General features: G+C 75.0%; 21 protein-coding genes. 8 read left to right on the top strand and 13 right to left on the bottom strand.

The window, feature by feature from the left end; all coding sequences use genetic code 11:
- Positions 1 to 94: 94 nt before the first annotated feature.
- From G6W55_RS05940 to G6W55_RS05925, 4 genes are all read left to right on the top strand, one after another.
- Positions 95 to 1,255, top strand: coding sequence for an AAA family ATPase (locus G6W55_RS05940; protein ID WP_175519722.1), 1,161 nt, complete (start codon positions 95 to 97; stop codon positions 1,253 to 1,255).
- The gene (locus G6W55_RS05935; protein WP_175519720.1) at positions 1,252 to 4,872 is read left to right on the top strand and encodes a DUF5682 family protein; all 3,621 of its coding nucleotides are present in this window, start codon (positions 1,252 to 1,254) and stop codon (positions 4,870 to 4,872) included. The genes G6W55_RS05940 and G6W55_RS05935 overlap by 4 nt, the downstream gene beginning before the upstream one ends.
- A gap of 11 nt (positions 4,873 to 4,883) precedes the next feature.
- The gene (locus G6W55_RS05930; RefSeq protein WP_175519955.1) at positions 4,884 to 6,785 is read left to right on the top strand and encodes a hypothetical protein; all 1,902 of its coding nucleotides are present in this window, start codon (positions 4,884 to 4,886) and stop codon (positions 6,783 to 6,785) included.
- 143 nt (positions 6,786 to 6,928) lie between these two features.
- Positions 6,929 to 8,095, top strand: a complete 1,167-nt coding sequence (locus tag G6W55_RS05925) for a hypothetical protein (protein WP_175519719.1) — start codon at positions 6,929 to 6,931, stop codon at positions 8,093 to 8,095.
- 42 nt (positions 8,096 to 8,137) lie between these two features.
- Here the strand turns inward: G6W55_RS05925 and G6W55_RS05920 are convergent, their stop codons facing one another.
- The 13 genes from G6W55_RS05920 to ispH are packed head-to-tail and all read right to left on the bottom strand — an operon-like array spanning position 8,138 to position 22,065.
- Positions 8,138 to 8,797 (bottom strand): class I SAM-dependent methyltransferase, encoded by a 660-nt coding sequence (locus tag G6W55_RS05920; protein WP_051780449.1) that lies wholly within the window; start codon positions 8,795 to 8,797, stop codon positions 8,138 to 8,140.
- Positions 8,794 to 10,257, bottom strand: a complete 1,464-nt coding sequence (locus G6W55_RS05915) for an NAD(P)/FAD-dependent oxidoreductase (RefSeq protein ID WP_175519718.1) — start codon at positions 10,255 to 10,257, stop codon at positions 8,794 to 8,796. Before G6W55_RS05915 ends, G6W55_RS05920 begins: the two co-directional genes overlap by 4 nt.
- Positions 10,258 to 10,273: 16 nt before the next feature.
- On the bottom strand, positions 10,274 to 11,215 hold the full coding sequence (locus G6W55_RS05910; protein ID WP_175519716.1) for an alpha/beta hydrolase: 942 nt from the start codon (positions 11,213 to 11,215) through the stop codon (positions 10,274 to 10,276).
- A gap of 42 nt (positions 11,216 to 11,257) precedes the next feature.
- Entirely contained in the window at positions 11,258 to 12,415 is a 1,158-nt protein-coding gene (gene ispG, locus G6W55_RS05905) for a flavodoxin-dependent (E)-4-hydroxy-3-methylbut-2-enyl-diphosphate synthase (protein WP_175519715.1), read from the bottom strand.
- Positions 12,415 to 14,328, bottom strand: coding sequence for a 1-deoxy-D-xylulose-5-phosphate synthase (dxs, locus tag G6W55_RS05900; RefSeq protein ID WP_175519954.1), 1,914 nt, complete (start codon positions 14,326 to 14,328; stop codon positions 12,415 to 12,417). Before dxs ends, ispG begins: the two co-directional genes overlap by 1 nt.
- A 26-nt stretch (positions 14,329 to 14,354) precedes the next feature.
- Positions 14,355 to 14,801, bottom strand: coding sequence for a DUF6917 domain-containing protein (locus tag G6W55_RS05895; protein WP_175519714.1), 447 nt, complete (start codon positions 14,799 to 14,801; stop codon positions 14,355 to 14,357).
- Positions 14,798 to 15,730: a Gfo/Idh/MocA family protein gene (locus G6W55_RS05890; protein WP_175519713.1), complete on the bottom strand. Its 933-nt coding sequence runs from the start codon at positions 15,728 to 15,730 to the stop codon at positions 14,798 to 14,800. Before G6W55_RS05890 ends, G6W55_RS05895 begins: the two co-directional genes overlap by 4 nt.
- Positions 15,727 to 16,857 (bottom strand): Ldh family oxidoreductase, encoded by a 1,131-nt coding sequence (locus tag G6W55_RS05885; RefSeq protein WP_175519712.1) that lies wholly within the window; start codon positions 16,855 to 16,857, stop codon positions 15,727 to 15,729. Before G6W55_RS05885 ends, G6W55_RS05890 begins: the two co-directional genes overlap by 4 nt.
- Positions 16,854 to 18,155, bottom strand: a complete 1,302-nt coding sequence (locus G6W55_RS05880) for a M20/M25/M40 family metallo-hydrolase (RefSeq protein ID WP_175519711.1) — start codon at positions 18,153 to 18,155, stop codon at positions 16,854 to 16,856. Before G6W55_RS05880 ends, G6W55_RS05885 begins: the two co-directional genes overlap by 4 nt.
- A complete protein-coding gene (locus G6W55_RS05875; RefSeq protein WP_175519709.1) occupies positions 18,152 to 19,066 on the bottom strand; it encodes a sugar phosphate isomerase/epimerase in 915 nt (304 codons plus the stop codon). The genes G6W55_RS05880 and G6W55_RS05875 overlap by 4 nt, the downstream gene beginning before the upstream one ends.
- The gene (locus tag G6W55_RS05870; RefSeq protein ID WP_175519708.1) at positions 19,056 to 20,096 is read right to left on the bottom strand and encodes a Gfo/Idh/MocA family oxidoreductase; all 1,041 of its coding nucleotides are present in this window, start codon (positions 20,094 to 20,096) and stop codon (positions 19,056 to 19,058) included. Before G6W55_RS05870 ends, G6W55_RS05875 begins: the two co-directional genes overlap by 11 nt.
- Positions 20,097 to 20,113: 17 nt before the next feature.
- Positions 20,114 to 21,145: a polyprenyl synthetase family protein gene (locus G6W55_RS05865; protein WP_175519706.1), complete on the bottom strand. Its 1,032-nt coding sequence runs from the start codon at positions 21,143 to 21,145 to the stop codon at positions 20,114 to 20,116.
- The gene (gene ispH, locus G6W55_RS05860) at positions 21,142 to 22,065 is read right to left on the bottom strand and encodes a 4-hydroxy-3-methylbut-2-enyl diphosphate reductase (RefSeq protein WP_175519705.1); all 924 of its coding nucleotides are present in this window, start codon (positions 22,063 to 22,065) and stop codon (positions 21,142 to 21,144) included. The genes G6W55_RS05865 and ispH overlap by 4 nt, the downstream gene beginning before the upstream one ends.
- Before the next feature lie 375 nt (positions 22,066 to 22,440).
- Here ispH and G6W55_RS05855 point away from each other — a divergent pair, with 375 nt between their 5' ends.
- From G6W55_RS05855 to G6W55_RS05840, 4 genes are read left to right on the top strand one after another with little or no spacing between them, the layout of a single operon-like run.
- Entirely contained in the window at positions 22,441 to 23,646 is a 1,206-nt protein-coding gene (locus G6W55_RS05855) for a DegT/DnrJ/EryC1/StrS aminotransferase family protein (protein WP_175519703.1), read from the top strand.
- Positions 23,643 to 24,761, top strand: coding sequence for a DegT/DnrJ/EryC1/StrS aminotransferase family protein (locus G6W55_RS05850; protein ID WP_175519702.1), 1,119 nt, complete (start codon positions 23,643 to 23,645; stop codon positions 24,759 to 24,761). Before G6W55_RS05855 ends, G6W55_RS05850 begins: the two co-directional genes overlap by 4 nt.
- 55 nt (positions 24,762 to 24,816) lie before the next feature.
- Positions 24,817 to 25,668, top strand: coding sequence for a class I SAM-dependent methyltransferase (locus G6W55_RS05845; protein WP_175519697.1), 852 nt, complete (start codon positions 24,817 to 24,819; stop codon positions 25,666 to 25,668).
- Positions 25,665 to 26,621: a UbiA family prenyltransferase gene (locus G6W55_RS05840; RefSeq protein ID WP_175519696.1), complete on the top strand. Its 957-nt coding sequence runs from the start codon at positions 25,665 to 25,667 to the stop codon at positions 26,619 to 26,621. Before G6W55_RS05845 ends, G6W55_RS05840 begins: the two co-directional genes overlap by 4 nt.
- Position 26,622: the final 1 nt, after the last annotated feature.

The raw sequence follows: 26,622 nt of genomic DNA, 5'->3' as shown, positions 1-26,622 counted from the left end.
TCCGGCCCCGCCGCCCCACCATCCTGAGCACGACAGACCGGCCCGCCCGGCAAGCCCGAGCACGGCAGACCGACCTACCCAGCAAGGAACCTCCATGCCTCCGACCGACACGGCGACGGCCATCCCGGCCCGGCAGACCCTGCCCGCCGAAGAGCGCCACGCCACCGAACTCGCCTTCCTCGCCGCCCAGGACGAGGGGCCCCGCCCGCCCGGCTGGCGGCTCACGCCGCGCGCCGTGATCACCTTCGTGTGCGGCAGCGGCGGCGAGGCCCTGAAGCTGCCCAAGCCGCACGAGACGCTGCCCGAACGGCTGGTGATCGCGCCCAAGTTCGTCGGCGAACGCGCCCTGGTGGAGCGGTGCGTGGTCACCCTCGCCGGTGAGCGCGGGCTGCTGCTCGTCGGCGAGCCCGGCACCGCCAAGTCGATGCTGTCCGAGCTGCTGTCGGCCGCCGTCAGCGGCACCAGCGCGCTCACCGTGCAGGGCACCGCCGGCACCACCGAGGACGCCCTGCGCTACGGCTGGAACTACGCCCTGCTGCTCGCCCAGGGCCCGACCCCGCAGGCGCTGGTCGACTCTCCGGTGCTCGGCGCGATGCGCACCGGCCGGGTGGCCCGGGTCGAGGAGATCACCCGCTGTCTGCCCGAGGTGCAGGACGCCCTGGTGTCGATCCTGTCCGACCGGCGGATCAGCGTGCCCGAGCTGTCCGGCACCGAGGACGCCCAGGTGGCCGCCGTGCCCGGGTTCACCGTCATCGCCACGGCCAACCTGCGCGACCGCGGTGTCTCGGAGATGTCCGCCGCCCTCAAGCGCCGCTTCAACTTCGAGACGGTGCACCCGATCGCCGACGTCGACGCCGAGACCGCCCTGGTCCGGCGGCAGGCGACGGCGGCCGTCGAGCGGGCGGGCGCGGCCTTCGGGGTGGACGACGCGGTGCTCGACGTGCTCGTCACCGTCTTCCGCGATCTGCGGGCCGGGCGCTCCGCCGAGGGCTGGGACGTGGAGCGTCCGGGCACGGTGATGTCCACCGCGGAGGCCGTGCAGGTCGCCACCTCGCTCGGCGTGGCCACCGCCTATCTGCCCGGCGGGGACGCCCTCGACCTCGTCCCCGGGCATCTGCTCGGCGTGGTCCGCAAGGACGACCCGGCCGACCACGCGCGGCTGCTCGGCTACTGGGACGGTCCGGTGCGCCGCCGTGCCGAGGACGGCTCGGCGACCTGGCGCCGCCTCTGGGACCTGCGGGAGAACCTCCGGTGACCCTCGCTCAGGACCCGCGGGAGGCCGTCGGGGCCCTCGCCGACTCCGCGGCGCCGTATCTGCTGGGGGTACGGCACCACAGCCCGGCGCTGGCCGCGGCGGTGCCCGCCCTGCTCGACGCCTCCGGCGCCGAGGTCGTGTGCGTGGAGCTGCCCGCCGACTTCCAGCCGTGGCTCACCCATCTCGCCGCCCCCGGCACCCTGGCGCCGGTGGCGCTGGCTGGGGCGGTCGAGGGCGGGCGGCTCGGCTTCTACCCGTTCGCCGACTTCTCCCCCGAACTCGCCGCGGTCCGCTGGGCGCGGGAGCGTGGGGTGGAGGTCATGTGCTGCGACCTGCCCATGTCCGACCCGGCGTGGAACGGCGGCGAGCGCCCGGGCCCTGCCGACGACACCGGCCCCGCCGGACACACACGCACCGTCCTCGCCGAGGCGGAGCCGACGGCGGCGCCCGCCGCGCCCACCTTCGCGGACGCGCTCACCGCCGCCGGGACGGGGCGGGACGGCGACGATCTGTGGGACCGCAGCGTGGAGGTGCTCGCGCCGGGCTGCCCGCCCGAGGCGATCCGGCGGGCCGCCCTCGGGGTGGGATGGGCGCTGCGCCGTGACGCCGAGTCGGCCGGCGGGGTGCCGTCGGTCGACCTGGCCCGCGAGCGGCACATGCGCGCCACGATCGCGCACGCCGCAACCGGCGGACGCCGGGTCGCGGCGGTCGTCGGCGCCTTCCACGCACCGGCGTTGACCCCCAGGGCAGGGGGCACCGTCACGGACCCTGGCTCGGATCCGGCGGGCACGACGGCGGGCGCGCCCGCGGCCGCGCCGGCGGACGGTGCCGGGCAGGCCGTCGTCACCTCGCTCGTGCCGTACTCCTTCGATCTGCTGGACTCCCGTTCCGGTTACCCCGCCGGGATCCGCGACCCGCGCTGGCAGCAGGCGGTGTTCACGTCCGGCGGCGACCCCGAGGCGCTGCACGGCGCGGCCGCCCGGGCGATCACCGACGTGTGCCGGGAGCTGCGGGCGGCCGGGCACACCGCGGGCACCGGTGAGGCCGCCGAGACCCTGCGCATGGCCTGCGACCTGGCCGCGGTGCGAGCGCTCGCGGCCCCCGGGCGGGGCGAGGTGCTGGAGGCGCTGACGACCGTCATGGGCCAGGGCGAGCCGCTCGGCCGCGGCCGGGCCCTCGCGCGGGCGCTCGAAGTGGTCCTGGTCGGCACCGACCGGGGCCGGATCGCGCCCGGCACCCCCCGCTCGGGCCTCGGCCCGTCCGTGGAGGCCGAGTTGACCGCGCTCAGACTGCCGGGACCGGACGACCCCGCCGCGCGCGAGCTGCGGCTCGACCCGTTCCGCTCCGCGCTGGACGGCCGCCGCGAGGTCCTGCTCCAGCGGCTCGCGGTGTGCGGCGCGGGCTACGGCGAGGCCGTCGAGGTGGCAGGCACGGGCGACGGCACGGCGCTCACCACCCGCTGGCGGCTGTCGTGGACCCCGGCGGTCCCGGTCCGGCTCGATCTGGCGGGGATCCGGGGCGTGACCGCGGCTCTGGCCGCCGAGGGCACCCTGCGCGAGACGTTCCGCCGGGAGTCGGCGGACGGCGGGCCCACCTGTGCGCTCGTCCTCACCGGCCTGCGCGCGGCCGCCCGCTGCGATCTGCCCGGGCTGGTCGACGAGCGGCTGGCCGACGCCGCCGCCGTCCTGCCGGCCGCGGCCACCCTGCCCGAACTCCTCGAAGCCCTCGACCTGTTGGAGGCGCTGCGCCGCGGCCATCTGCGGGGCACCACCGACGCGAGCCGGCGGACGGCCGCCGAACTGGCCGCCGATCTGCTGGAGACGGCCGTCCGCGCCCTGCCCGGCCTCGCGGGCAGCGACCAGCCCGAGGACGCGGCCGCGCTGATCGCGCTGGCGTCCCGGGCCGGCGACCACCGGCTCGGCCTGCGGATGGACGACGCGCTGGGCGCCCTCGCGCGCACCGGCTCCCCGCTGATCCAGGGCGCCGCGCTCGCCGCCCGGGTGCTGCTCGACCTGGACGACGCCGAGGTGCTCGGCGCGCGGGCCACCGGCTGGATCGACACCGCCACCGGCCCCGACGGACGCCTCGCGCTGGCCCGCCGGCTCGTGGGGCTGCTCACCGGTGCCGCGCCGCTGCTCCAGTCGGCGCCGACCGCGCTCGACCCGCTGCTCGACCGCATCGACACCCTCACCGACCAGGGCTTCCTGGACCGGCTGCCCGCGCTGCGCGGCGGCTTCGACACGCTCAGCCCGGCCGGGCGCGGCCGGCTCCTCGACACCGTCACCGAGCGCCTCGGCGACCGCCTCGACCTGTCGCTCGGCGCCTCACCGGGGCTCCTCGCCCTGTGGACGGCGGCCGACGCGGCGGGCCTGGCGGCGGTGACCTCCCTCGGCCTCCCGACGGGGGCACCGGAGGGGTCCGACGGGGGCGCCGGGAGCGTCGTACCGGACGAGCCCGGTCACGCCGAGGACCCGGCGGGTGCGGAACAGGCACCCCGGGCCCTCTCCCCCGCCGACCGCTGGCGGCTGCTGCTCGGGCGGGAGAGCGAGAAACTGCCCGCCGGCGCACGGCGTTACGCGCACGCGCTGGACGAGCTGTACGGCGGCGGACGTGGCGAGGGCTCCTCGGACCTGAGCCGGGAGAGCGGCGCGGGCGGCGGTCAGGAGGCCGCCTTCCCCACCGCCCGCGAGTGGGCCGAGGAACTGGACGCGCTGTTCGGCGCCGAGGTCCGCGAAGAGGTCCTGGCGCGCGCCGCCGACCGGGGCCGCACCGATGTGCTGGCCGAACTGGACCCGGCGGCGGTGCGTCCCTCGGTCGATCTGCTGACCTCCGTGCTGTCCCTCGCCGGGGGCATGCCGGAGAGCCAACTCGCCAAGCTGCGCCCGCTGGTGCGCCGACTGGTCGAGGAGCTGGCGAAGGAGCTGGCCACCCGGCTGCGCCCGGCCCTGACCGGCCTGGCCACCCCGCGCCCGACCCGGCGTCCCGGCGGCCGCCTCGATCTGCCGCGCACCCTGCGCGCCAACCTCGCGACCACGCACCGCACGGACGACGGCCGGACCGTGGTGGTCCCGGAGAAGCCGGTGTTCAGCACCCGTTCCCGCACGGAGGCGGACTGGCGGCTGATCCTGGTGGTCGACGTGTCCGGGTCGATGGAGGCGTCGGTCGTCTGGTCGGCGCTGACCGCGGCCGTACTGGGCGGGGTGCCCACCCTGTCGACGCACTTCCTGGCGTTCTCGACCGACGTGATCGATCTGACCGACCGGGTCGACGACCCGCTGTCGCTGCTGCTGGAGGTGCGGGTCGGCGGCGGTACGCACATCGCGGCCGGGCTGGCGCACGCCCGGTCCCTGGTGACCGTGCCCAGCCGGACGCTCGTGGTGGTGGTGAGCGACTTCGAGGAGGGCTACCCGCTCGGCGGACTGCTCGGCGAGGTACGGTCCCTGGCCTCCTCCGGGGTGCATCTGATGGGCTGCGCCGCCCTGGACGACACCGGCACCCCGCGCTACTCGGTGCCGGTCGCCCAGCAGCTCGTCGCGGCCGGGATGCCGGTCGCCGCCCTCAGTCCCCTCGCCCTCGCCCGCTGGGTGGGCGACCGCCTCCGCGGAGAGACCCGATGAACGCCGGCCCGATGAACGCCGAACTGCCCCCGGTGGCGCCCGAGGTGGTCGCCGCCGCCGTCGAGAGCCTGACCGCGCGGCTGCGCAAGAAGCTGGACGCGGCGATCGAGTCGTACGCGGCGCTGCCCGTCACCGCCGCCGACGGCGCCGTGCGGGTGCGGTGCGGCGAGGACGCCGAGGTGACCCTCACGCCGGGTCCCTCCGGGGCGGTCACCGACGCCGCGCAGGCGGTGTGCGGCTGTCTGCTGGCGCCCCGGTGCCTGCACCGGGCCGCCGTGCTCGGCGCCTGCCCGGTGGCCGACGCGGAGGCGCTCACCGAACCGGCGGGACCGGCCGAGAAGGACGAGAAGGACGAGCAGAACGGATCGGAGGGACCGGTTCCGGTGGCGTCGGACACCCAGGGCGACCCCGCGCCCGGTTCCGACGAGACGCCCGCGCCCGCCCCTCCCACCCCCGCCCAGGTCACCGCGGCGGCCGGGCTGTGGACGGCCGCGGCGGCGGTGCTCGCCGCCGGGGTGCCCGCCGCGGGCGCCGTGCCGCAGGCGGAGCTGCTGCGGGCCGCGCACACCGCCCGGCTGGCCGGGCTGCACCGCGCCGAGGCCGCGGCCCTGCGCGTGGTGCGCGGACTGCGGGGCGCCCGCGCCCGGCACGACGGCCACCGGCTCGCGGACCTCGTCGCCAATGTGCGCGAACTCCTGCTCACCACCGGCCTGTTGGCGGCGGCGGACCCGGATCCGGCGCTGGTCGGCACCGCCCGCCGCGCCTACCGGCCGGGCGGCGGGCTGCGGGTGCACGGGGTGTGCCGGGAGCCGGTGATCGCGGCGACCGGGTACGGCGGTGTCGTCACGCATCTCGTCTCCGAGGACGGCCGCTGGTTCTCCGTGGCCGACGTGAAGCCGGGCGGCCCGGCGCGGGCGCGAGGCGCGGCCACGGCGAGCGTGGCGCTCGGTTCGGGCACCCTGGACCACGCCCAGCTCTCCCGGGGCGGGCTGCTGATCTCCGGCGCGACGCTCTCCCCGGACGGCCGGCTCGGTTCCGGCAAGGGGGTGCGGGCCACTCCGGTGCCCGGTCTGTCCTGGACGTCGGGTCCGCTCGCCGCGCTCTTCGCCCGTCCCCTGTCGGAGGCCGTCGCGGCCCGGCTGGCCGGTCCCCCGGGGCGGGATCCGGAGCGGTCCGAACAGGCGGCGCGCGAGCTGATCGGCTGTGACCTGATCCTGGTCGGCGCGGCGGGCGACCAGTTGCTGGCCCGCGAGCTGACCCCGGGACGGCCGGACGGCGCGGGCCTGCTGGTCCGGCTGGCCCCCGCCAACGGCCATCCCGACCTCGCCCACACGGCCAACTTCCGCCGGCTGGCGTCCCGGCCGGGGCTGCGGCTGCGGGTGCTCGGCCGGCTGGACCCCGACCGGGCCGCCACGCTCCGCCCGCTCGCGGTGGGCCCGGTGCCGGACGGCGAGGCGACCCTGCGGCTGCCCCCGGAGTGGCAGGGCCACGCCGACCTGGGCTACGACCGGATCCAGGGCGCGCACGTCCCGCCGCCGGAGGAGCTGCCCGCCCTGGGCGGTGTGGGGGCCGTGCCGCCGGACCCGCTGGCGCAGGCTCCGCTGTGGCGGCTGCGGCGGCTGGTCGAGGTCGCCGTGTCCGGCGGCCGCCGGGCCGTCGCCGAACCCGCGCGCGACGGCGGCCGGGGCGACGGCGGGGCGGCCCTGCGGCGCACCGGTTTCCGCGCGGCGGCGGACCTGTCGGCCGCGCTCTCGGCGGAGGCGGACCGGCGCGGCCGGGACGTGTTCGGCCGTACCGCCGAGGCCGACCCGGACCGGTACGCCCGGGCGTGGCTGGCCGCGGCCGTCTATCTGACGGGCACCGAACGGGCGTTGGTGCAGGCCACCTGGGAGCGGGAGGAGGCACACGCGTAGCCGGCCCGGCCGGGGACCCTCGTACGTCTGAGGTTCACGGAGGGGGCGGTGGGGCCGTTCACTGCTGATGACCGGTGATCCGGCGAGCCCGCCGGGGACCGGTGGTGCGGGCCGGGTCCATGAGGATCGGGGGATCCTGGGCCATGTATCCGACAGTCAGAGGCGGTTTCGTCCGGGGCGGTCTCGCGGCCGTCGTCCTGCGGTGGTGTCTGCTGGCCGCCGTCCTGGCCGGCGTGGCGGCAGCGCCCGCCCGCGCGGCCGGGCCGCCGTCCGCCGCACCGCGGACGGCGCGGGCCGCCGCCGATGTGGTGGTCCCGCCGGGGGTGACCGCGGGGGTGGCGGTCTTCGACCGGCAGACCGGGGCCTTCACCGAACAGCTCAACACGCGCACGCAGTTCCGGTCCGCGTCGGTGGTGAAGCTGCTCATCGCGCTCGACCATGTGTGGAACCGCGGCCCCGACTACACCCTGCCGGCCGCCGACCGGGCCCGCTTCGACCGCATGCTGCGTTCCAGCGACGACGACGCCGCCTCCGCCTACTGGCGGGAGAACGGCGGCACCGCGATCGTGACCCGGATGGTCACGCGGCTCGGCCTGGCCGACACCGTGCCGCCGCCGGCCGGCCAGTCCGGGATGTGGGGGTACACCGCGCTGTCGGCGGCCGACACCGTGCGGATCTACCGCCATCTGCTGGACACCGCGCCCGCCCCGGTGCGCACGCTGATCATGGGGGCGCTGCGGCAGTCCACGCGGTGCGGGACGGACGGGTTCGACCAGCGCTTCGGCATCCCGGCCTCCTTCGAACGGCCGTGGGCGGTGAAGCAGGGCTGGTCGGGCTTCGGCGCGAGCGGCACCTGCTCGGACACGGTGGCCGCCGGTGCGGCCGCCGACGTGGACCTGACGCGGCGGGCGCTGCACACCACCGGGACGGTGGGCGCCGGTGACCGGTCGATCGTGGCCGTGTACACGCTCCAGCCGACGAGCACGTCCTTCGGCGCCGCCTACACCAACGTCAACCGGCTGGTCCGGTCGCTGGACGTGCCGGGCGGTGTGCGGCCGGAGGGCACCTGGTTCGGCACCTGGGGGACGGACGTGCGGGTGCGGGCGGAGGCGAACACCTCGTCGGCCACGCTCACCCGGCTCCCGGCCGGGGTGGAGGTGCTGGTCCGCTGCCAGAAGCGGGGCGAGAAGGTGTCGGTGCCGCCGTACGAGAACGACTGGTGGGCCGAACTCCCGCTGTACGGCGGCTATATGACCAACATCTACTTCAGTTCGCCGGACAACGAGCTGCCTGGCGTCCGGCTCTGCTGAGGCACCGGCTCCGCTGACGCCCCGGCTCCGACGCGCCCTCGGCTATCGGTCGCCGCCCGCCTTCTCCCCGACCGTCACGTACACCCAGCCGCCGTAGCGGGTCAGGGTGCGGTGGCGGGCGGCGGCCTCCTCCACCGGCTCCCACGGGTGCCGCTGGACCATGCTGGTGTCGCCGCCGAACGGGGCGATCATCGGGCCGAGGGCGGGGATCAGCCGGTCCGGCCACCAGCGCGGCAGCCGGTAGTCCAGCACCACCCAGCGGCCGCCGGGGCTCAGCGCCTCGTAACCCCGCTCGACGATCTTGGCGTACTCGCCGATCAGGGTCAGCGAGAAGCAGGCGATGATCCCGCGCACGTCCTCCGGGTACTGGTACGTCGTCAGATCGGCCTGGACCAGCTCGACCTGGGAGAGTCCGGCGCGCCGTACCCGGTCCTCGGCCTGTTCGAGCATGGCGTCGGTGAGGTCGACGCCGATCACCCGGCCGGTCGGTCCCACCGCCTCGGCGAGCAGCGGCAGGTTGTGGCCGGTGCCGCAGCCGGCGTCGACGACGGTGTCGCCGGGGCGCAGGGCGAGCTGCTCCAGCGCCAGGTGTTTGTAGGCCATGGTGCGCTGGCCGATGAGGTAGAGGCGGTTGGAGGTGACGTCGTACCGCTTGGCCCGCTTGCGGTAGACCTCCACCATGCGCTGGGACTCGGTCGTCATGGGCGTTCCTCGGGGAGGCGGGCCCCCGCGGCCGGGCCGGGGGACGGGGCGGTCGGGGGCATGGCGGAGGCGGGTGTGGCGGTCCGCGGGCCGCGCAGTACCGAGGCCAGCACCCGGGGCCGCAGCACGACCTGGGGCGGGGCCAGCAGATGCGTCATGTCGAACAGGGCGGTGGCCACGGTCCGGTCGGTGGTCGCCACCTTCAGGAGCCGGTCGGTGTAGCGCTTGCCGAGCCGGGCGGCCAGCGGCAGGGGGCCGTCGGCGGCGCCCGGGTACGCCAGGTCGGCGTTGCCCGAGAGCATCCAGGCGGCGTCCACGCAGCGGGCCACGCCCTTGCGGAGCGGTCCGGTGAGGCCGGCCGGGACGCGGCCGGTGCCGCGGGTCCCGGCGCGTTCCAGGGCCCGGCGCAGCACGAGGGCGCTCATGCCGGCGACGGATATCCCCTGCCCGTAGGCGGGGTTGAAGGCGCCGACGGCGTCGCCGAGGACGAGGAACCGGTCGGGCCAGCGCGTCAGCCGCTCGTAGTGGCGCCGCCGGTTCTCGGTGCGGCCCGACCCGTACACCTCGCCCAAGGGTTTGGCGTCGCGGATCGCGTCGTGGAGGACCGTGCTGCGCAGGCGTTTGGCGAAGTCGACGAAGCCGGCGTGGTCGAGGGGCGGGCGTTCGCCGCCGAGGCCGGCCACGGAGACCATCCAGCGGCCGTTCTCGATGGGGTTGAGGATGCCGGAGCGCGGTTCCTCGGGGGTGGACTGGAGCAGGACGCACTTCCAGTCGGCGGTGTGTCCGGGCGGGGGTTCGAAGACGCAGGTGGCGTAGGCGCAGCCGGCGTCGACGACGGTCTCCTCGGGCGCCTGGTGGCCGAGGCTCTGGAGCCAGGCGGGGGCGCGGGAGCCGCGTCCGGTGGCGTCCACGACGAGGTCGGCCTCGTGTTCGTAGGGCTCGCCCCAGCCGGTGCGGGCCGAGGGGTCGCGGTCGCGCAGCAGGACGCCACGGACCGAGTCGCCGGGTCCGGCGACGAGTCCCACGGCCTCGGTCTCCTCGCGGAACTCCACCGTGGGCAGCTCCCGCAGCCGGCGGCGGACGGCCCAGTCGAGCAGGTCGCGGGAGCCGGACAGGACGGTGTGCGGGCTGTCGAAGCGGTCCACCCAGCCGCCCGCCACCAGGAGCAGCATGTCCTGCGGCATCCGCACCTCGACCATGCCGAGGTCGCGCAGATCGCCGAGCAGGCCGGGCAGGAGCAGTTCGAGGGAGCGCTGTCCGGCGCCGAGCAGGTTGTGGGTGTGGCGGGCCTGGGGCACGCCGCGCCGCCAGCGGGGTTCGTCGGGGTAGCGGTCGCGCTCGACGAGGGTGACGCGGTCGACGTGCGGGGCGAGCGCGGCGGCGGCGCAGAGCCCGGCGAGGCTGCCGCCGAGCACCACGGCGTGGCTGCCGCCCGGCGGGCGGGCACCGGGGTCGGTCATGTCCTGCCCCTTCCTGTCACTCATGGGCGGCGGCCGGGCCCCGGCGGGCCAGCCACTCGTGGGCGGCCGCGTACCAGCTCGGGGCGGTGCGGTGGACGTTGAGGGAGTGGGCGGCGTCGGGGACGACGTACGCCTCCAGGTCGGTGGTGCCGGTGTAGAACTTGCGCTCGTGGGAGACGACGGACGCGGCGTCCTCGGTGGAGACCTCGCCGCCGCCGAAGAGCCGGTCCTCCCGGCCGACCACGAGCAGCACCGGCGCGCGGACCCCGGCGGCCGCCTCCGGCTGATAGATGGCGTCGAGGGTGAAGCCCTCCCCCGCGGTGACGGTGGACTTGGTGTCCTCGTGCCAGGCGGACACGCCGGGGTCGACGCCGGGCGGGTGCTCGTAGAGGGCGGCGCGGCGGCCGGGCAGGGTGGTGAGGTAGTTCTCCGGCGGGCCGGTGGGCGCGAGGAGCGGGTCGGCCGCGGCCGGGTACAGCGCCGGGATCGCCTCCGGGTACAGCGGGCCGACGGCGTGCAGCAGGCCGGTGACGATCAGGGCGTCCAGGTCCTGGTGGCGGGCCGCCTCGATCAGGGCGATGCCGGAGCCGAGGGAGTGGCCGACGGCGACGACATGGCGGAAGGCGGGGATGCCGGGGGCGCCCTCGCGCAGGGCGGTGACGACCTGGTGCACGGCGTCGACGTTGGCGTCCACGGTGACCTGGTCGGCGGGCGGGTGCTCGCTGGTGCCGGTGCCGGGGCGGTCGAGGGCGAGCACGGCGTAGCCCTCGCCGACGGCGTGCCGGGTGTAGTCGAGGGCGCCGGGCGCGGTCCAGTAGCGGCGGTCGTAGGTGAGCCCCGGCAGCAGGAGCTGCACCGTGTCGGGCGGGTCACCGGCCGGGAGGAGGAGTTCCGCGCCGAGCCGCCAGGTGGTGCCGGGGGCGTGGGCGGGGGTGACGTCGAAGCTGACGGTGCTCATACGGAGTGCGCCCTTCTGCTGTGCTGGGTTGACTGCCGGGGGTCAGAGGACGGTGACGTCCGGTTCCCCCGAGGGGACGCCGTCGGCCCGCATCCGCTCGGCGATCTTCAGGGCCTCCTCGATCAGGGTCTCGACGATCTTGGACTCGGGAACGGTCTTGACGACCTCGCCCTTGACGAAGATCTGGCCCTTGCCGTTGCCGGAGGCGACGCCGAGGTCGGCCTCGCGGGCCTCGCCGGGGCCGTTGACGACACAGCCCATGACGGCGACGCGCAGCGGGACCTCCAGGCCGTCGAGCCCGGCGAGGACCCGTTCGGCGAGGGTGTAGACGTCGACCTGGGCGCGGCCGCAGGAGGGGCAGGAGACGATCTCCAGACGGCGCTGGCGCAGGTTGAGGGACTCCAGGATCTGGATGCCGACCTTGACCTCCTCGGCGGGCGGTGCGCTCAGCGAGACCCGGATGGTGTCGCCGATGCCCTCGGAGAGCAGCGCGCCGAAGGCGACGGCGGACTTGATGGTGCCCTGGAAGGCGGGTCCGGCCTCGGTGACGCCGAGGTGGAGGGGGTAGTCGCACTGAGCGGCGAGCTGGCGGTAGGCGTCGACCATGACGACGGGGTCGTTGTGCTTGACGGAGATCTTGATGTCGCGGAAGCCGTGCTCCTCGAACAGCGAGCACTCCCACAGGGCGGACTCCACCAGCGCCTCGGGGGTGGCCTTGCCGTACTTCTTCAGCAGCCGCTGGTCGAGGGAGCCGGCGTTGACGCCGATCCGGATGGGGATGCCCGCGTCGGCGGCGGCCTTGGCGATCTCCTTGACCTTGTCGTCGAAGCGTTTGATGTTGCCGGGGTTGACGCGGACGGCCGCGCAGCCGGCGTCGATCGCGGCGAAGACGTACTTGGGCTGGAAGTGGATGTCGGCGATCACCGGGATCTTCGACTTGCGGGCGATCGCCGGGAGGGCCTCGGCGTCGTCCTGGGAGGGGCAGGCGACGCGGACGATCTGGCAGCCGGAGGCGGTGAGTTCGGCGATCTGCTGGAGGGTGGCGTCCACGTCGGCGGTGAGGGTGGTGGTCATGGACTGCACGGAGACCGGGGCGTCGCCGCCGACCGCGACGGAGCCGACCCGGATCTGCCGGGACGGGCGGCGGGGGGCGAGCCGGGCGGGCACGGCGGGCATGCCGAGCGCGACGGAGGTGGTCATCACACCGCTCCCTTCAGTGGCGGGTGTCCGGCGGCGTCGGTGACCGCGCGGCGGACCTGTTCGGCGATACGGGCGCCCGACAGGCCGCACTCGTCGAGGAGTTCGGCACGCGGGGCGTGCTCCAGGAAGCCGGTGGGCACGCCGAGGGTGCGCAGTTCGCGCGGGACGGTGCGGGCGTCGCGCAGGGCGGCCGCGAGGCTCTCGCCGACGCCGCCGGTGCGCAGGCCGTCCTCGGCGGTGACCACGACGTCGAACCGGCCGGCGAGTTCCACCAGCGCGCGGGGCACGGGTTTGACCCAGCCGGGGTCGACGACCGTGCAGCCGATGCCCAGTTCGGCGAGGTCCTGGGCGGCCGCCAGACAGGCGCCGCCGAGCGCGCCGACGGCGACGAGCAGGGCGTCGTCACCGGTGCGGGCCAGCACGTCGACGGCGGTGGTGCCGTCCGGCCCCGTGATCCGGTCGAGCGCGGGCAGGTCGGGCGGCAGTGTGCCCTTGGGGTAGCGCAGCAGGGTGGGGGCGTCCTCGGTGCCGAGCGCCTCGTCGAGCTGACGGCGCAGGGTGGTCCGGTCGCGGGGGGCGGCGATCCGCAGGCCGGGGACGGCCTGGAGGGCGGCGAGGTCCCAGACCCCGTTGTGGGAGGCGCCGTCGTCGCCGGTGATCCCGGCCCGGTCGAGGACGAAGGTGACCGGCAGCCGGTGCAGGGCCACGTCCATGATGACCTGGTCGAACGCCCGGTTGAGGAAGGTCGCGTAGACGCACACCACCGGGTGCAGTCCGCCCATGGCCATCCCGGCGGCGCAGGTCACCGCGTGCTGTTCGGCGATGCCGACGTCCACCACCCGGGCGGGCAGGGCGCGTTGCAGGGGCAGCAGACCGGCGGGCTCCAGCATGGCGGCGGTCAGCGCGACGACGTCGGGGCGCCGCTCGGCCTGGGCGAGGAGTTCCTCGCCGAAGGCCGCCGTCCAGGTGGGTCCGGAGGATCCCGCGGTCCGGCCGGGTACGGGGGCGGCGCGCACGGCGTGGAAGCGGTCCCGGGTGTCCTCCTCGGCGGGCGCGTAGCCGCGGCCCTTCTCCGTGATGCAGTGCACCACCACCGAGCCGCCGAAGGCGCGGGCCCGGCGCAGGGCCGCCTCGACGGCCTCGCGGTCGTGGCCGTCGACGGGCCCGAGGTACTTCAGGCCGAGGTCCTCGTACAGCGCCTGCGGGGTGAGGAAGTCCTTGAGCCCTTTCTTCGCGCCGTGCAGGGCACGGTAGACGGTGCCGCCGACGGCGGGCACGCCCTGGAGGGTGTACTTGGCGCGCTCCAGGAACTCCTCGTAGCCGCGCGAGGTGCGCAGCGCGGCGAGGTGCTGGGCAAGACCGCCGACGGTGGGGGCGTAGGAGCGGGCGTTGTCGTTGATGACGACGACCAGCGGGCGGCCGGGCGCGGCGGCGATGTTGTTGACGGCCTCCCAGGACATGCCGCCGGTGAGCGCGCCGTCGCCGATGACGGCGACCACATGGCCCGGGTCGCCGCGGGTCTGGCGGGCGTGCGCGAGGCCGTCGGCGTAGGACAGGGCGGTGGAGGCGTGCGAGTTCTCCACCAGGTCGTGTTCGGACTCGGCGCGGCTGGGATAGCCGGACATGCCGCCGCGGGTGCGCAGGGTGGCGAAGTCGGCGGCCCGGCCGGTGAGGAGCTTGTGCACGTACGCCTGGTGGCCGGTGTCCCAGACCAGGCTGTCGCGGGGCGAGTCGAAGACACGGTGCAGGGCGATCGTCAGCTCCACGACGCCCAGGTTGGGGCCGAGATGGCCGCCGTTGCGGGTGACGCGTTCGATGAGCAGGGCCCTGATCTCGTCGGCGAGCCGGTCGAGGTCCAGGGGGTCGAGGCCGCGCAGGTCGGCCGGGGACTTGATGCGTTCCAGCAGTTCCAAGGTCGGCTCCTCGTTCCCGTCCACGGTCAGCTCCTCGTTCCCACGGGCCGCTGCTCGCGCGCCCCGGCCGTGACCTGGCGGAAGGACACCGGGGTCTCCGGGCGCAGGTCCAGGTCGGGGCCCGTCACCAGGGCGTCGACGGCGATCAGCACGTTGTAGTGGTTGGGGAAGTGGCAGGCGTCGAAGCCGAGGACGGTGCCGGCGAGCCGGCCGTCGACCCACACCTCGTCGCCCCGGTCGAGGACGCCCGCGCCCTGGATCTCGGCGAAGCCGAGGAAGCCGACCCGGTCGATGCGGGCGCCGGGCGGGCTGCCGGCCTGGTCGGTGGTGACGAGTTCGTGCACCTCGCCGGCGCGGACGCAGCGGCTGGTGAACTCCTCCAGGCGCATGCCGCGGTCCTCGCGGCGGTGGGTGAGCACCTTGACGACGGTGGCGTGCACGGCGCGTTTGGCGCCGTCCTCACGGGGGTTCACCGCAGGGCTCCTTCCGCGCGGTAGACGGCGTCGACGAGTTCGAGGGCGGCCAGTCCGCCGTCGGCGGTGTCCCGGCCGGCGCGCAGCCGGGTGTCGAAGTCGCCGAGGACGCCGACGTACTCGTGCCAGAGGGAGCCCTTGAACTCGGGGTGCCCGGCGAGCATGTCCGCGGACAGCCGGGTGCCGTCGGTGAGTTCGACGGTGACGTCCTTGACCTCGCCGTCGTAGGACCAGTCGAGTTCGACGCGGGCGCCGGCGCCGGAGGGGGCGCGCAGGGCGATGTCGGCGCGGCGGTCGGTGCCCTGGGCGTCGCGGACGACCTCGGCGCCCGTGAGGTCGACGTCGCCGAGGAACAGCCGTACCAGGTCGAAGGCGTTGGGGCCGTTGTCGGCCACGCAGCCGCCGCCGCAGCGGTCGGCGTCGAGGTACCAGCGGTCGCTGCCCGCGTGGTCCTCGATGCGTTCCAGGTAGCGCACGGTGAGCGCGCGCACGGGGGCGTCGGCCGCCGTGACCTCCTGGAGCAGGCGCAGGACGGCGGAGTTGTAGCGGCGGTGGAAGGAGGTGAAGAGGGTGACGTCCTTGTCGCGGGCGAGCGCGGCCAGGGCGCGGCCGTCCTCGACACGGGTGGCGAGGGGCTTCTCGACGCAGACCGCGACGCCCGCGGCGAGGGCGTCGGCGCACACCGTGGCGTGCGCGTCGTTGGGGACGTTGACGACGACGGCGTCCACGGCGGCGTCGGCCAGCAGGTCCGTGTGGGCGGTGTACGTCTCGGCGGTAGTGCGGAACGGCTCCAGCGCGGCGGGCCGCAGATCGCAGACGGCGGTGAGGTCCACGCCGGGCAGCCGGTCGAAGGCCGCGACGTAGAACTTGGAGATGACGCCGAGGCCGATGAGGCCGATCCGGGTCGGCCGCCCGTCGGGGCGGGTCATCGGGCGACCGCCTCGGGGAAGGCCAGGCCGCGTTCGGCGGCCAGGGCGGTGAGTTCGGCGTGGGCGTCGGCGGACAGCGGGACGCCGTGGGCGCGGCGCTGCTCGGCGGTCAGTTCCTCGGGGCGGCCCGGGTAGTCCACCGGGCGGGCCGGGTCGAGGGGCGGGCAGTCCAGGAGCGCGCCGAAGAGTCCGCCGGCGTCGGCGAGGAAGTCCGGTCCGGAGCGCAGCGCGCCGGGGGCCAGGACGAGGGCGGTCAGGCCGATGTCGTCGTCGCGTCCGGAGGGCCGTCCGTCGCCGGTGAGGGCCTCGGGGGCGGGGCCGAGGCCGGCGCCGGGCACCAGCGCGGCCAGCACCTCGACCATCAGGCCGAGCCCGTAGCCCTTGTAGGCGCCGGTGGCGGGGTCGCCGCCGAGCCAGCGCAGGAAGCCCTCGCCGGTGTCCAGGGCGTGGGGGTCGGTGACCGGGCGGCCGTCGGCGTCCTCCAGCCAGCCGGGCGGGATCGGTTCGCCGGCGCGGGCGGCGGCACGCACCTTGCCGGTCGGCACCACGGTGGTGCTCATGTCCAGCACGTACGGCGGCCGGTCGCCCGCGGGGGCGGCGACGCTGAACGGGTTGGTGCCGAGCATCGCGGCACGGCCGCCCGGCGGGCGGGCGATGCGCTGCCGGCCGCAGTTGGAGGCGAGGACGGCGACCATGCCGCGCCGGGCGATGCGCGCGGTGTGATGGCCGGCGCAGCCGAAGTGGGTGGCGTCGCGCATGGTCACCAGGGCGATCCCGGTCTCCTCGGCGCGGTCGGCGGCCAGCTCCAGCGCCTCGGTCGCCGCCCACAGGCCGAGGGAGCGGCGGCCGTCGAGGAGGACGGCGGCACCGGTGTCGGTGATCTTCTCCGGCTCCGCCCCGGCGTCGATCCGGCCGGCGTCCAGGGCCGGCAGATAGAGCCGGGTCAGATTGGCCAGGCCGTGCGAGGTGAGCCCGGTGAGGTCGCCGTGGACCAGCGCCTCGGCGGCCGTGCGGGCCCGGTGGCCGGGCACCCCGCGGTCGGCGAAGACCTCGGCGGTGAAGGCCACGAGGGCGTCGTGGGCGACGCTCACCCCGTCGTGCGGCGGGGCGTCGGTCGACTGGGTCACTGTCGTGTTCCTCCCGTGGCGGCGTGGTGCCGGGCGGCGAAGCGGACGAGGATCCCGCTCACCGCCCCGGCGAAGGCTTCGAGGTCGGACAGGTCGGCGAACTCCCCCGCCGCGTGGGCGTGGTTGCGGCCGAGGTCGCCGGGGCCTAGGACGGCGGTGTACGCGCCGGGCAGTCCGGCCGCCCACAACGCGTCGCAGGTGAAGGCCGGTTCGTCGGCCGGCCACACGGTCAGCCCGGCGCCGTGCTCCAGCAGGCCGGCGGCCCAGGGGTCGTCGGCGGGCTCGAGCGCGGGCAGACCGCGCTTGTGCCACTCGACGCGGGTGATCGCGGCGGCGTCCGCGGCGGTGCGCGCCAGGTCGCGGTGGGTGCCGTGGGCGCGGCTGAACTCCGCTATCCCGTCCGCGACTTCGCGCTCCAGGTGGCCGGCGAGGGCCCGTCCGGTGGCGGAGTCGGGGTAGGAGCAGTTGAGCAGGAGGCGGCCGGTGCCGTAGACCCGGTTGTGGAGGTGGCCGGTGTGCAGTCCCGCGACACAGACCTGGCCGCCGGCCGCCCGCTCGGGGAGCCGGACGGCGAGCCGCTGGGCGAGGTGGCCGAGCAGGACGGTGGCGTTGTGCCCGGCGGCGGGCCGGTCGTCGATGGCGTCGTCGCCGTCGACCCGGACACAGGCGGTCATCGCGGCGGTGGAGCGCGGCAGCAGCCGCATCCCGGTGGGCTCGCAGAACAGGTTGAGCCGGCCGTGGAAGCCGCGCCGGATCAGCGGTCGGGTGCCGAACACGCCCATGGCGCCGCCCTCTTCACCGGACACGGCCTGGATCAGCACCCGGGTGCCGGCGGCGAGCCCCGGTGCGGCGTCGAGGGCGGCGCGCACCCCGGCGAGCAGGGCGACGGCGGGGCCCTTGGCGTCGATCGCGCCACGCCCGGTGAACCGCTCCCCGTCGAACCCGACCGGTTCGCGGCCCGCGACGGTGTCGAGGTGCACGTTGAACATCACGGTGTCCGCGTGCGGCAGTTCGGGACCGAGGGCCAGCACCAGGGAGGGCTGTACGGCGAGGAAGCCGGGGTCGTCCGCGACGGCCCGGCGCACAGCCAGCGGCACCTGATCGTCCGTCAGCTCGCTGGGGTCGGGCGCCGCGTGGTGCACGACGTCGAAGCCGAGGCGGCGCGCGGCGTCCGCGTAGGCCCGCTGGGCCTCCCACAGCCGGGGTTCCCCGTCGTCCTCCAGGGGCCCGGCGGTGGGCAGTTCCAGCAGGCTCAGCAGCAACTCCCGTTCGACGGCGCTCAGTCGGACGGCGGTCATCGGGCCGCCTCCCGGGTGAGTCCGGCGGCGAGCGTCTCCAGGGCGCGTCCGTAGCGGACGAACTCGGCGACACCGTCCGCGCCGACGTCGGTGCGGCCCTCATGGGGGCGGACCGCCCGGTGCGGTTCGATGGACCAGACGCCGGTGTACCCGTGGTCGAGCAGCAGCCGCAGACAGTCCGCGACCCGGCAACTCCCCTCGCCCGGCAGGGTGTAGACGGGTTCGCCGTCCTCGGCGCGGGCGTCCTTGATCTGCACGTGGTCGACCCGGTCGACGAGTTCGGTGAGCAGGTCGTACGCCTCGTAGCCGTAGGCCACGCCGTTGCCGGTGTCGAAGACCAGCCGCAGCGCCGGGCTGTCGACCTCGGCGAGCAGGCGCAGCGCGCGGGCCGCGTCGGCACCGGCCCAGCCCGCGCAGTTCTCGTGCAGCAGGATCAGTCCGGCGTCCTCGGCCTGCCGGGCCAGGCGCCGCATCCGGTCGACGGTGCGACGGGCCCACTCCGGTTCGTCCAGCGGGGTGCCGGGGTCGTTGGGGTAGGACATCACGCGGAGGTACCGGGTACCGAGCGCGGCGCACCGGGGGGCCAGACGCGCCAGTTCACCGCGGTCCAGCTCGAAGTCGCCGGTGATCGGACGGGCCCAGTTGGCGATCCGGGAGTCCACGCACACGACGTCGAGCCGCGCCTCGCGCAGGGCCTCGGCGAGCCGGTCGAAGGCGGCGTCGTCCAGGTCGGCGAGGGCGGTGCCGTCGATGTCGCGCAGCTCGATCGCGGACCAGCCCAGCAGACGATGGGCGCGGATCTGCCCGGCGAGCCCGGGAGCCGCCTCGTCACCGATACCGGCGAAACGGATGCCGGGGGGCGGGGCGGGGTGGGGGGCGGAGGCGGAGTCGGAGGCGGTGTCAGCTCGCATGGCTCACCCGCCGTACCGGATGCCCCGCGGTCGCCGTCCCAGGCGGCCGGGCCGCCTCCTTGGCGTCGGCGAGCAGCTCCACCACCCGGGTGGCCAGGCGGAGTTGGGGTTCCAGGGCGGTGCCGTCGCGCAGCGCCCGGTAGGTGTCCACGAAGTACGCGGACAGCGCGTCGTCGGGGAACACCTCCCAGGTCTCGGGGCGGCCGGTGCGGCTGAAGCGCAGTTGCGCGTAGTGGTCGTCCTCGGCGCCGGGGTAGTGGGCGACCGCGCGGCCGTCGGTGAACTCCAGTTGGATGCGGCGCTCGCGGACCGGGGCGGTGAGGTCGGAGACGATCCGGCTGGTGGCCTCGCGGTGGCGCAGGACCAGCGCGGCACGGCCCATGCCGGGGACGACGGTGTCGCCGACGCGCATGTCGGCCAGTTCGGCGCCGGTGAGGACGGCGTCCCCGGCGAGCCGCAGGCAGACCCCGAGGGAGTGCGGGGGTTCGACGTCGAACGCGGTGGGATGGCCGCCGTCGGCCAGGGTGCGGCTCATCCGGGGCTTGCTCTGGGTGATGTCGATGGAGCGCAGCTCGCCGAGGTCGCCGTCCACGACGAGCCGGTCCAGGCGGGCGGTGAGCGAACTGGCCAGCCAGGGGGCGACGATCGCCAGGCGCAGCCGCTCGGCGCGGGCCAGGGCGACGATCTCGTGCACGTCCCGGCGTTCGACCGCGAGGGGCTTCTCCACGATGATCCGGCGGAATCCGGCGGCGGCCAGTTCGCGCAGCAGGCCGAGCCGGGCGACGGGCGGGGTGCACAGGTGGACGACGGTCCGCTCGGGGTCCAGCAGGGTGCGGGCCTCGGCGATCGAGGTCACGGGGCGCAGGTCGTCGGCGCGCGCGGGTGCCTCGGGGGCGAGCGGGTCGAAGGTGAGCACGGGGGCCGGGTCGAAGAGGTCGGGGTGCCGGCCGACCGCGCGCAGCCGGCGCAGGACCGCCCCGTGCAGTCCGAGGCCCGCACGTCCGAGCCCGATGATCAGTGTCCGTTCCATGCGGGGTACGGCTCCTCTCAGCGGTCCCGGTAGGCCACGCGTGCGGTGAGGTCCGTCAGCTCGGTGCGCCAGCGGGGGTCCAGGGGCGCGTCGGCGACGGCTCGGCGGGCCTGGCCGACGAGGTGCGCGATGCGCTGTTCGACCTCGTCGGCGACGCCGGTGGTGACGAGCAGCTCGCGCATCCGGGCGGCGCCGTCGGGTCCGGCGGGCGCGGCGGCGAGGTCCCTGATCCGTTCGTCGCGGCGGACGGCGAGGGTGAGCAGATAGCTCATCTTGAAGCGGTCGAAGTCCAGGCCGGCGGGCTTGCCGGTGTCCTCGGAGTCGCCGAAGGCGTCGATGAGGTCGTCGCGCAACTGGAACGCCTCGCCCAGCGGCAGGCCGTACCCCTCGAAGGCGTCGGCGAGGTCGGGCCGTCCGGCGAGGGCGGCGCCGAGCTGGAGGGGGCGGTGGATGGTGTAGCGGCCGGACTTGCAGACGGCGATCCAGCGGGAGAGTTCGGGGTCGGCGACGCCCTCGGCGGCCACGGCGATGTCGAGGTACTGGCCGACGGTGACCTCGACGCGGGTCTCGTCCCAGACGGCGCGGGCGGTGGCGGGCAGCTCGCGGGTGAGCCGGTCGGCGTAGACGTGCGCGAGGTCGGCGGCGAGGTTGGCGACGCCCTCGCCGTAGCGGCGGGGTTCGCCGCGCAGCAGCCGGGCCCGGTGGTCCTTGGCGTGCCGTTCGTGGGCGGTGACGGCGCCCCGGCGCAGCGGTGAGTCGTCGAGGACGTCGTCGCGCAACAGGGCGAAGCTGTGCAGGAGTTCGAGGGCGGCGGCCGCGTCGACGGCGCGCGGGTCGTCGGGGTCGCCGCCGGCGGCGAGGTGGCCGAGGAGGCAGAAGCGGGGGCGCAGCAGCTTGCCCTTGGCGGTGGTGATGGCGGTGACGGTGTCGACGAACGCGGCGCAGCGCGGGTCGACGGCGCTCCAGCGGGTGTTCTCCTCGGTGAGGACGGAGTGGATGCGCCGCTGGACGGCGTCCAGGGACCGGGTGAGGACGTCGTCGTCGCTCATGCCGTGCCTTTCAGTTGGGAAGGCAGCCCGAACACGATGTCCTCGGTGGCGGTCCGTTCGATCTCGACGGTGGCGTAGCCGAGGGCGGCGAGGCGGCGCAGCAGGCCCGAGACCAGGCTGCCGGGGGCGCTGGCGCCGGCGCTGACGCCGACCGAGTCCACTCCGTCGAGCCAGCTCTCGTCCAGGTCGTCCGGGCTGGGGACGAGATGGGCCGGGGTGCCGGCGTCGCGGGCGACCTCCACCATGCGGACGGAGTTGCTGGAGTTGGTGGAGCCGACGACGAGGACCAGTCCGGTGCGGGCGGCGACGGCCTTGACCGCGTTCTGGCGGTTCTGGCTGGCGTAGCAGATGTCGTCGCTGCCGGGGCCGCGCAGATCGTCGAACCGCTCCTCCATCGCCTCGATGATCTCCCTGGTCTCGTCCAGGGCGAGGGTGGTCTGGGTGAGGTAGGCGACGGGCGCGTCCCTGGGCAGGTCGAGGGCGTGCACCTCGTCCACGGTGCCGACGATCAGGGTGCGTTCGGGTGCCTCGCCGTAGGTGCCCTCGACCTCCTCGTGCTCGGCGTGGCCGATGAGGAGGATGGTGCGGCGGTCCTCGGCGAACCGGCGGGACTCCTGGTGCACCTTGGAGACGAGGGGGCAGGTGGCGTCGATGACCTGGAGTTCTCGGTCGGCGGCGCCGCGGCGGACGGCGGGCGAGACTCCGTGCGCGGAGAAGACGCAGACCGCGCCGACCGGCACCTCGTCCTCGGAGTCCACGAACCGCGCGCCGCGGTTCTCGAGGTCGCGCACCACGTGTTCGTTGTGGACGATCTGCTTGCGCACATAGACGGGAGGGCCGAAGCGTTCCAGAGCGGCCTCGACGATGTCGATGGCGCGCTGCACTCCCGCGCAGAAACTGCGGGGTTCGGCAAGAACCACGGTTTTCCCGGGAGTTGGCGTTTCGTCTTCCAGACGTTCGGAATTGTCCAGCGATTTCAAGGAGAGCACATCCTCTGTCACCCACTGACGGACACAGTCACAGGTGGTGCGGCGACGCGACGGCGCTCCGAGAAAACTGCGGTGGGGCGGGTCGGTGTGTCAAGCGCCGGGCGCCGGACGCGGTCGCCGCGGCTGCCGGCCTGCTGTCATGTGACGTCTGTGACCTGCCTGTTCGCGGCGTCTTCGGGGTCGTATGACTGATACTTGCCGGGTCCGTGGGGCCGGTGCTGACAAGGGTTTGCCATTGCCGCCGGGAAAGCGAGCGGCTTAGCTTCGCACATCCATAACTCCGCCCGGTACACGGAGGATTACCGCGTGATCTCCCCCACCCGGAGCACCGAAAGCAGCACCGGGACGGAATCCGGACACCCGGTTCCGTTCTTCACCCAGGCCGGTACGTTCGACGACTGCTGGCCGGACATCGAACGCCATCTGAACGAGATGTTCGACCGTGGAAAGTATTCGCACGGCCGGCAGGTGGCCGAACTGGAAAAGGCGCTCGCCGCGTACACCGGCGCCCGGCACGTGGTGGCGGTGAACAGCGGGACGGACGCGCTCGTGCTGCTGCTGCGGGCCGTCGGTGCCGGCCCCGGCGACGAGGTGATCGTGCCGGCCTTCAGCTTCGTCGCGTCGGCGTCTTCGGTGGCGCTGGCCCGGGCCACCCCGGTCTTCGCCGACATCGACCCGGAGACCTACGCGCTGGACCCGGCGTCCGCCGAGGCGGCCGTCACTCCGCGCACCCGGGCGGTCATGCCGGTGCATCTGTTCTGGCAGTTGGCCGACATGGGGGCGATCGGCGCCCTGGCCGAACGGCACGGTCTGAAGGTGGTGGAGGACAGCGCGGAGGCGATCGGGATGCGCCGCGGCGGTGTCCACGCCGGGCTGCTGGGCGACGGCGGCGTGCTGTCGTTCTTCCCCACCAAGACGCTGGGCGCGCTGGGCGACGCGGGTGCCGTGCTGACGGACGACCCGGAGATCGCGGAGCGGGTGGCGATCCTGCGCCACCACGGCCGGATGGGCCGCACGGTGGACCACATCGCCGGTATCTCCAATCTGTCCGGGGCGTCCGGCACCAACAGCAAGATGGACGACATCCAGGCGTCCGTGCTGCTGGGCAAACTGCCCCGGCTGGACGCGGCGATCGCCCGGCGCGCGGAGCTGGCGGCGGCGTACACCGAGCTGCTGAGCGAGGTGCCGGGGGTGCTGCGGCTGCCCACGGTGAAGGTGCGGGACGTGCCGGCCGATCCGGTGTTCTACGTGTACGTGATCGAGGTGGAGCGGCGGGACGCGCTGGTGGAGCACCTCACCCGTGCGGGCGTGGGCACCGAGGTGTACTACCCGACGCCCCTGCACCTCCAGCCGTGCTTCGCCGAACTCGGCCACCGGCGGGGCGACTTCCCGCACGCGGAGGCCGCCTGTGAGCGCACCGTCGCGCTTCCCTTCCACCCCGACCTCGGCCTCGACGACGTCCAGCGGGTGTGCGAGGCCGTCCGCCGCTTCTACACGGGGGCCGCATCATGAGGACTCTGCCGTTCTTTCCCCCCGACCTGTTCGAGGAGGACCGCGAGGCGCTGCTGTCGGCGGTGCGCGAGCTGGGCACGGGCCCGGGTCAGCGGTTCATCCTCGGGGAGCGCACCGCCGAGCTGGAGGAGGCGCTGCGCGAGGAGACCGGCGCCGCTCATGTCGTCGCGTGTGCCAGCGGCACCGGGGCGCTGGAGCTGTCGGTGCGGGCGCTGGACATCGGGCCGGGCGACGAGGTGATCGTGCCGGCGTTCTGCTGCCAGCCGGTGGCCAGCGCGGTGGCGAACGCGGGCGCCACACCGGTGTTCGCCGATGTCGACCCATGGACCATGGTGCTGGACCCCGACGCGACGAAGTCGCTGATCACCGAGCGCACCAAGGCGCTGCTGCCCGCCCATGTCTTCTCGATCATGGCGGACATGGAGCGGCTCGGGGCGATCGCCCGTGAGCACGGGGTGGCGCTGATCGAGGACGCGGCGGTGGCGCAGGGCGCGGTCCTGGACGGGCGGCCCGCAGGGCGCTGGGGTGACGTCGGGGTCTTCTCCTTCTTCCAGGTCAAGGCGTTCGGCACGGCGGGCGAGGGCGGGGTGGTCCTCACCGACGACCCCGAACTGGCGCGTGCCGCGCGGATGCTGCGCAATCACGGGCAGGACGGTGTGCACCGTTTCCTGCACCACCGGATCGGTCTGAACAACCGGTTCGACGAGGTGCTCGCCGCCTTCCAGCTCCACCGGCTGGGCGGCTTCCCGGACCGGCTGGAGCGCCGGGCGCGGATCGCCGACTACTACACCGAGCGTTTCGAGCCGCTGCGCGAGCGCGGGGTGCTCGCCCCGCCGGCCGGGCGCAACGGCCGCTGCTACTACGTGTATTCGCTGCTGGTGGACCGTCGCGAGGACCTCCGCGCCTATCTGACGGAACATCAGATAGGCAGTCACATCTACTACCCCGTGCCGCTCCCCCGGCAGCCGGCGTTCGCGCCGTGGGCCGACCCGGAGGGCGTCTGGCCGAACGCGGAGCGGGCCTCCGCGCGCAACCTGGCCATCCCGATCTGGCCCCATCTGAGCGACGCCGAGGTGGAGTTCATCGCCGACACGGTCTGCGAGTTCTACGCATGACCGGGCGGGAGCCGTCCGGGGAGACCGTCACCGAGAGCAGTCCAGGGAGTCCGTCATGACGAGCGCGCCCGCACAGCAGCATCCCGTACCGCAGACGCCCGCCCGGCGGACGCAGACCTACGTCTTCGACCCGGTCTGGGAGAAGGAGACCGAGCGGCTGCGCACCAACGAGGCGATCTGGGATCCCGGCACCCTGGAGCGGCTGGCCGCGCTGGGGGTGGGTCCGGGCTGGAACTGCCTGGAGATCGGGGCCGGTTCGGGTTCCGTGGCGCGCTGGCTCGCCGACCGGGTGGGCCCCACGGGCCGGGTGCTGGCCACCGATCTCCAGACCGACCGGCTCGGCGCGCTCGCCGGGCTGGAGCAGGTGGACGTGGTCCGGCACGATCTGCGGGAGGAGGAGCTGCCGGAGGCGGCCTTCGACCTCGTGCACTCGCGGATGGTGCTCCAGCATCTGCCCGACCGGGCGGCCGCGGTGGCCCGGATGGTGCGCGCGCTGCGGCCCGGCGGGGTGCTGTTCCTGGAGGACACCGACTCCTCCACGCTGTTCCGCTCCTTCCTGTCGGAGGACTTCCTCCAGGACGTGCGCGCGGCCGGCTACGGGCTGATGCGCGAGTCGGGCCACGATCCGCGCGGCGGGCACGTCGATCTCCGGCTGGTGCTGGAGGCGGGCCTGGAGGCGACGGCGGAGGGCCGGGCGGTGATGGTGCGCGGCGGCTCCGACCAGGCCCGGCACTACATGCTGTGGCTGGAGTTCATGCGGCCGCGGATCGTGGCCGCCGGGCTGCTGGACGACGCCCGGATCGACGCGGCGCTGGCCGAGATGGCCGATCCGGCGCACCACTGGCTGAGCCAGGTGCTGATCAGCACGGTGGGCCGGCGCCCCGGCGAGGCGGGGCCGGGCCGATGACGGCGACGGCCTCGGCGCCGCCGCGCTCCGGGGTGCGGGAGCGGGCGGGCGCGTACGCGAAGCTGGCGAAGCTGTCCTTCTTCGACTACTACCTGTGCGTCCTGGTGGTCCTGGCGCTGCTGCCGGCCGCCGCCTGGCGGGAGGCGTCCACCTGGTGGGTGCTGGTGCTGTTCGACCTCGGCTGGGTGGGGATCGTGGCGGCCACGGTCGCGCTGGACGACGTCACCGGGCTGCGGGACGGCAGCGACGCCCGCAACTACGACCCGGGCCAGACGCTGCGGGCCCGGGACCGCAAGCCGCTGCTCGACGGCCGGCTCACCCTGCGGCAGGCGCTGCGCTTCGGCTGGGGCTGTGCCGCCGGGGGCACCGCGCTGTGGGCGCTGACCGCGCTGATCGCCCCGCACCGGCCCTGGTGGGCGCTGGCGGCGGCGGCCTTCTCGGTGGTCATCAGCGTGCAGTACTCCTACGGCCTCAAGCTCAGCTACCGGGGCGGGCAGGAGGCGGTCATCTGGCTGAGCACCGGCCTGTGCGTGCTGGTCCCCTTCGCCCTGCTGAACGGGGAGATGACCGGGGCGGCCTGGCTGGAGTGCTTCCTGTTCGGGCTGTGGAGCCTGATGGTGTCGGTCTACTCCAACATCAACGACGTGGACGGCGACCGGGCGGCCGGCCGCCGCAACCTGGCCACCGGCGTGTCCCCCGGCGTCTACCGGGGTTTCATCGCCGCGCTGTCGCTTGCCGAGACCGGTGCGATCGTCCTCGCGGCGGCGGCCGGGGCGGTGCCGTGGTGGTTCTGCGCGTTCCTGCTGCCCGTCGTCGGGATGCGCGCCCGGCAGGCGCACGCCGGGCTCGTCGCGGGTGAGGTGCTGTCGGCCCGCAGGCAAGGCGTCACCATCCACCGCTGGGGCGTCGTCCTCCTGGTCGCGGCGAACCTGCTTCTCGTGCACAACGGCTGAA

It is taken from the genome of Streptomyces sp. CAI-85, from assembly GCF_013363615.1.
Taxonomy (GTDB): Bacteria; Actinomycetota; Actinomycetes; order Streptomycetales; family Streptomycetaceae; genus Streptomyces; species Streptomyces antibioticus_B.
The sequence above is the reverse complement of the archived record's forward strand: the minus strand, read 5'-3'. Positions and strand labels throughout refer to the sequence as shown.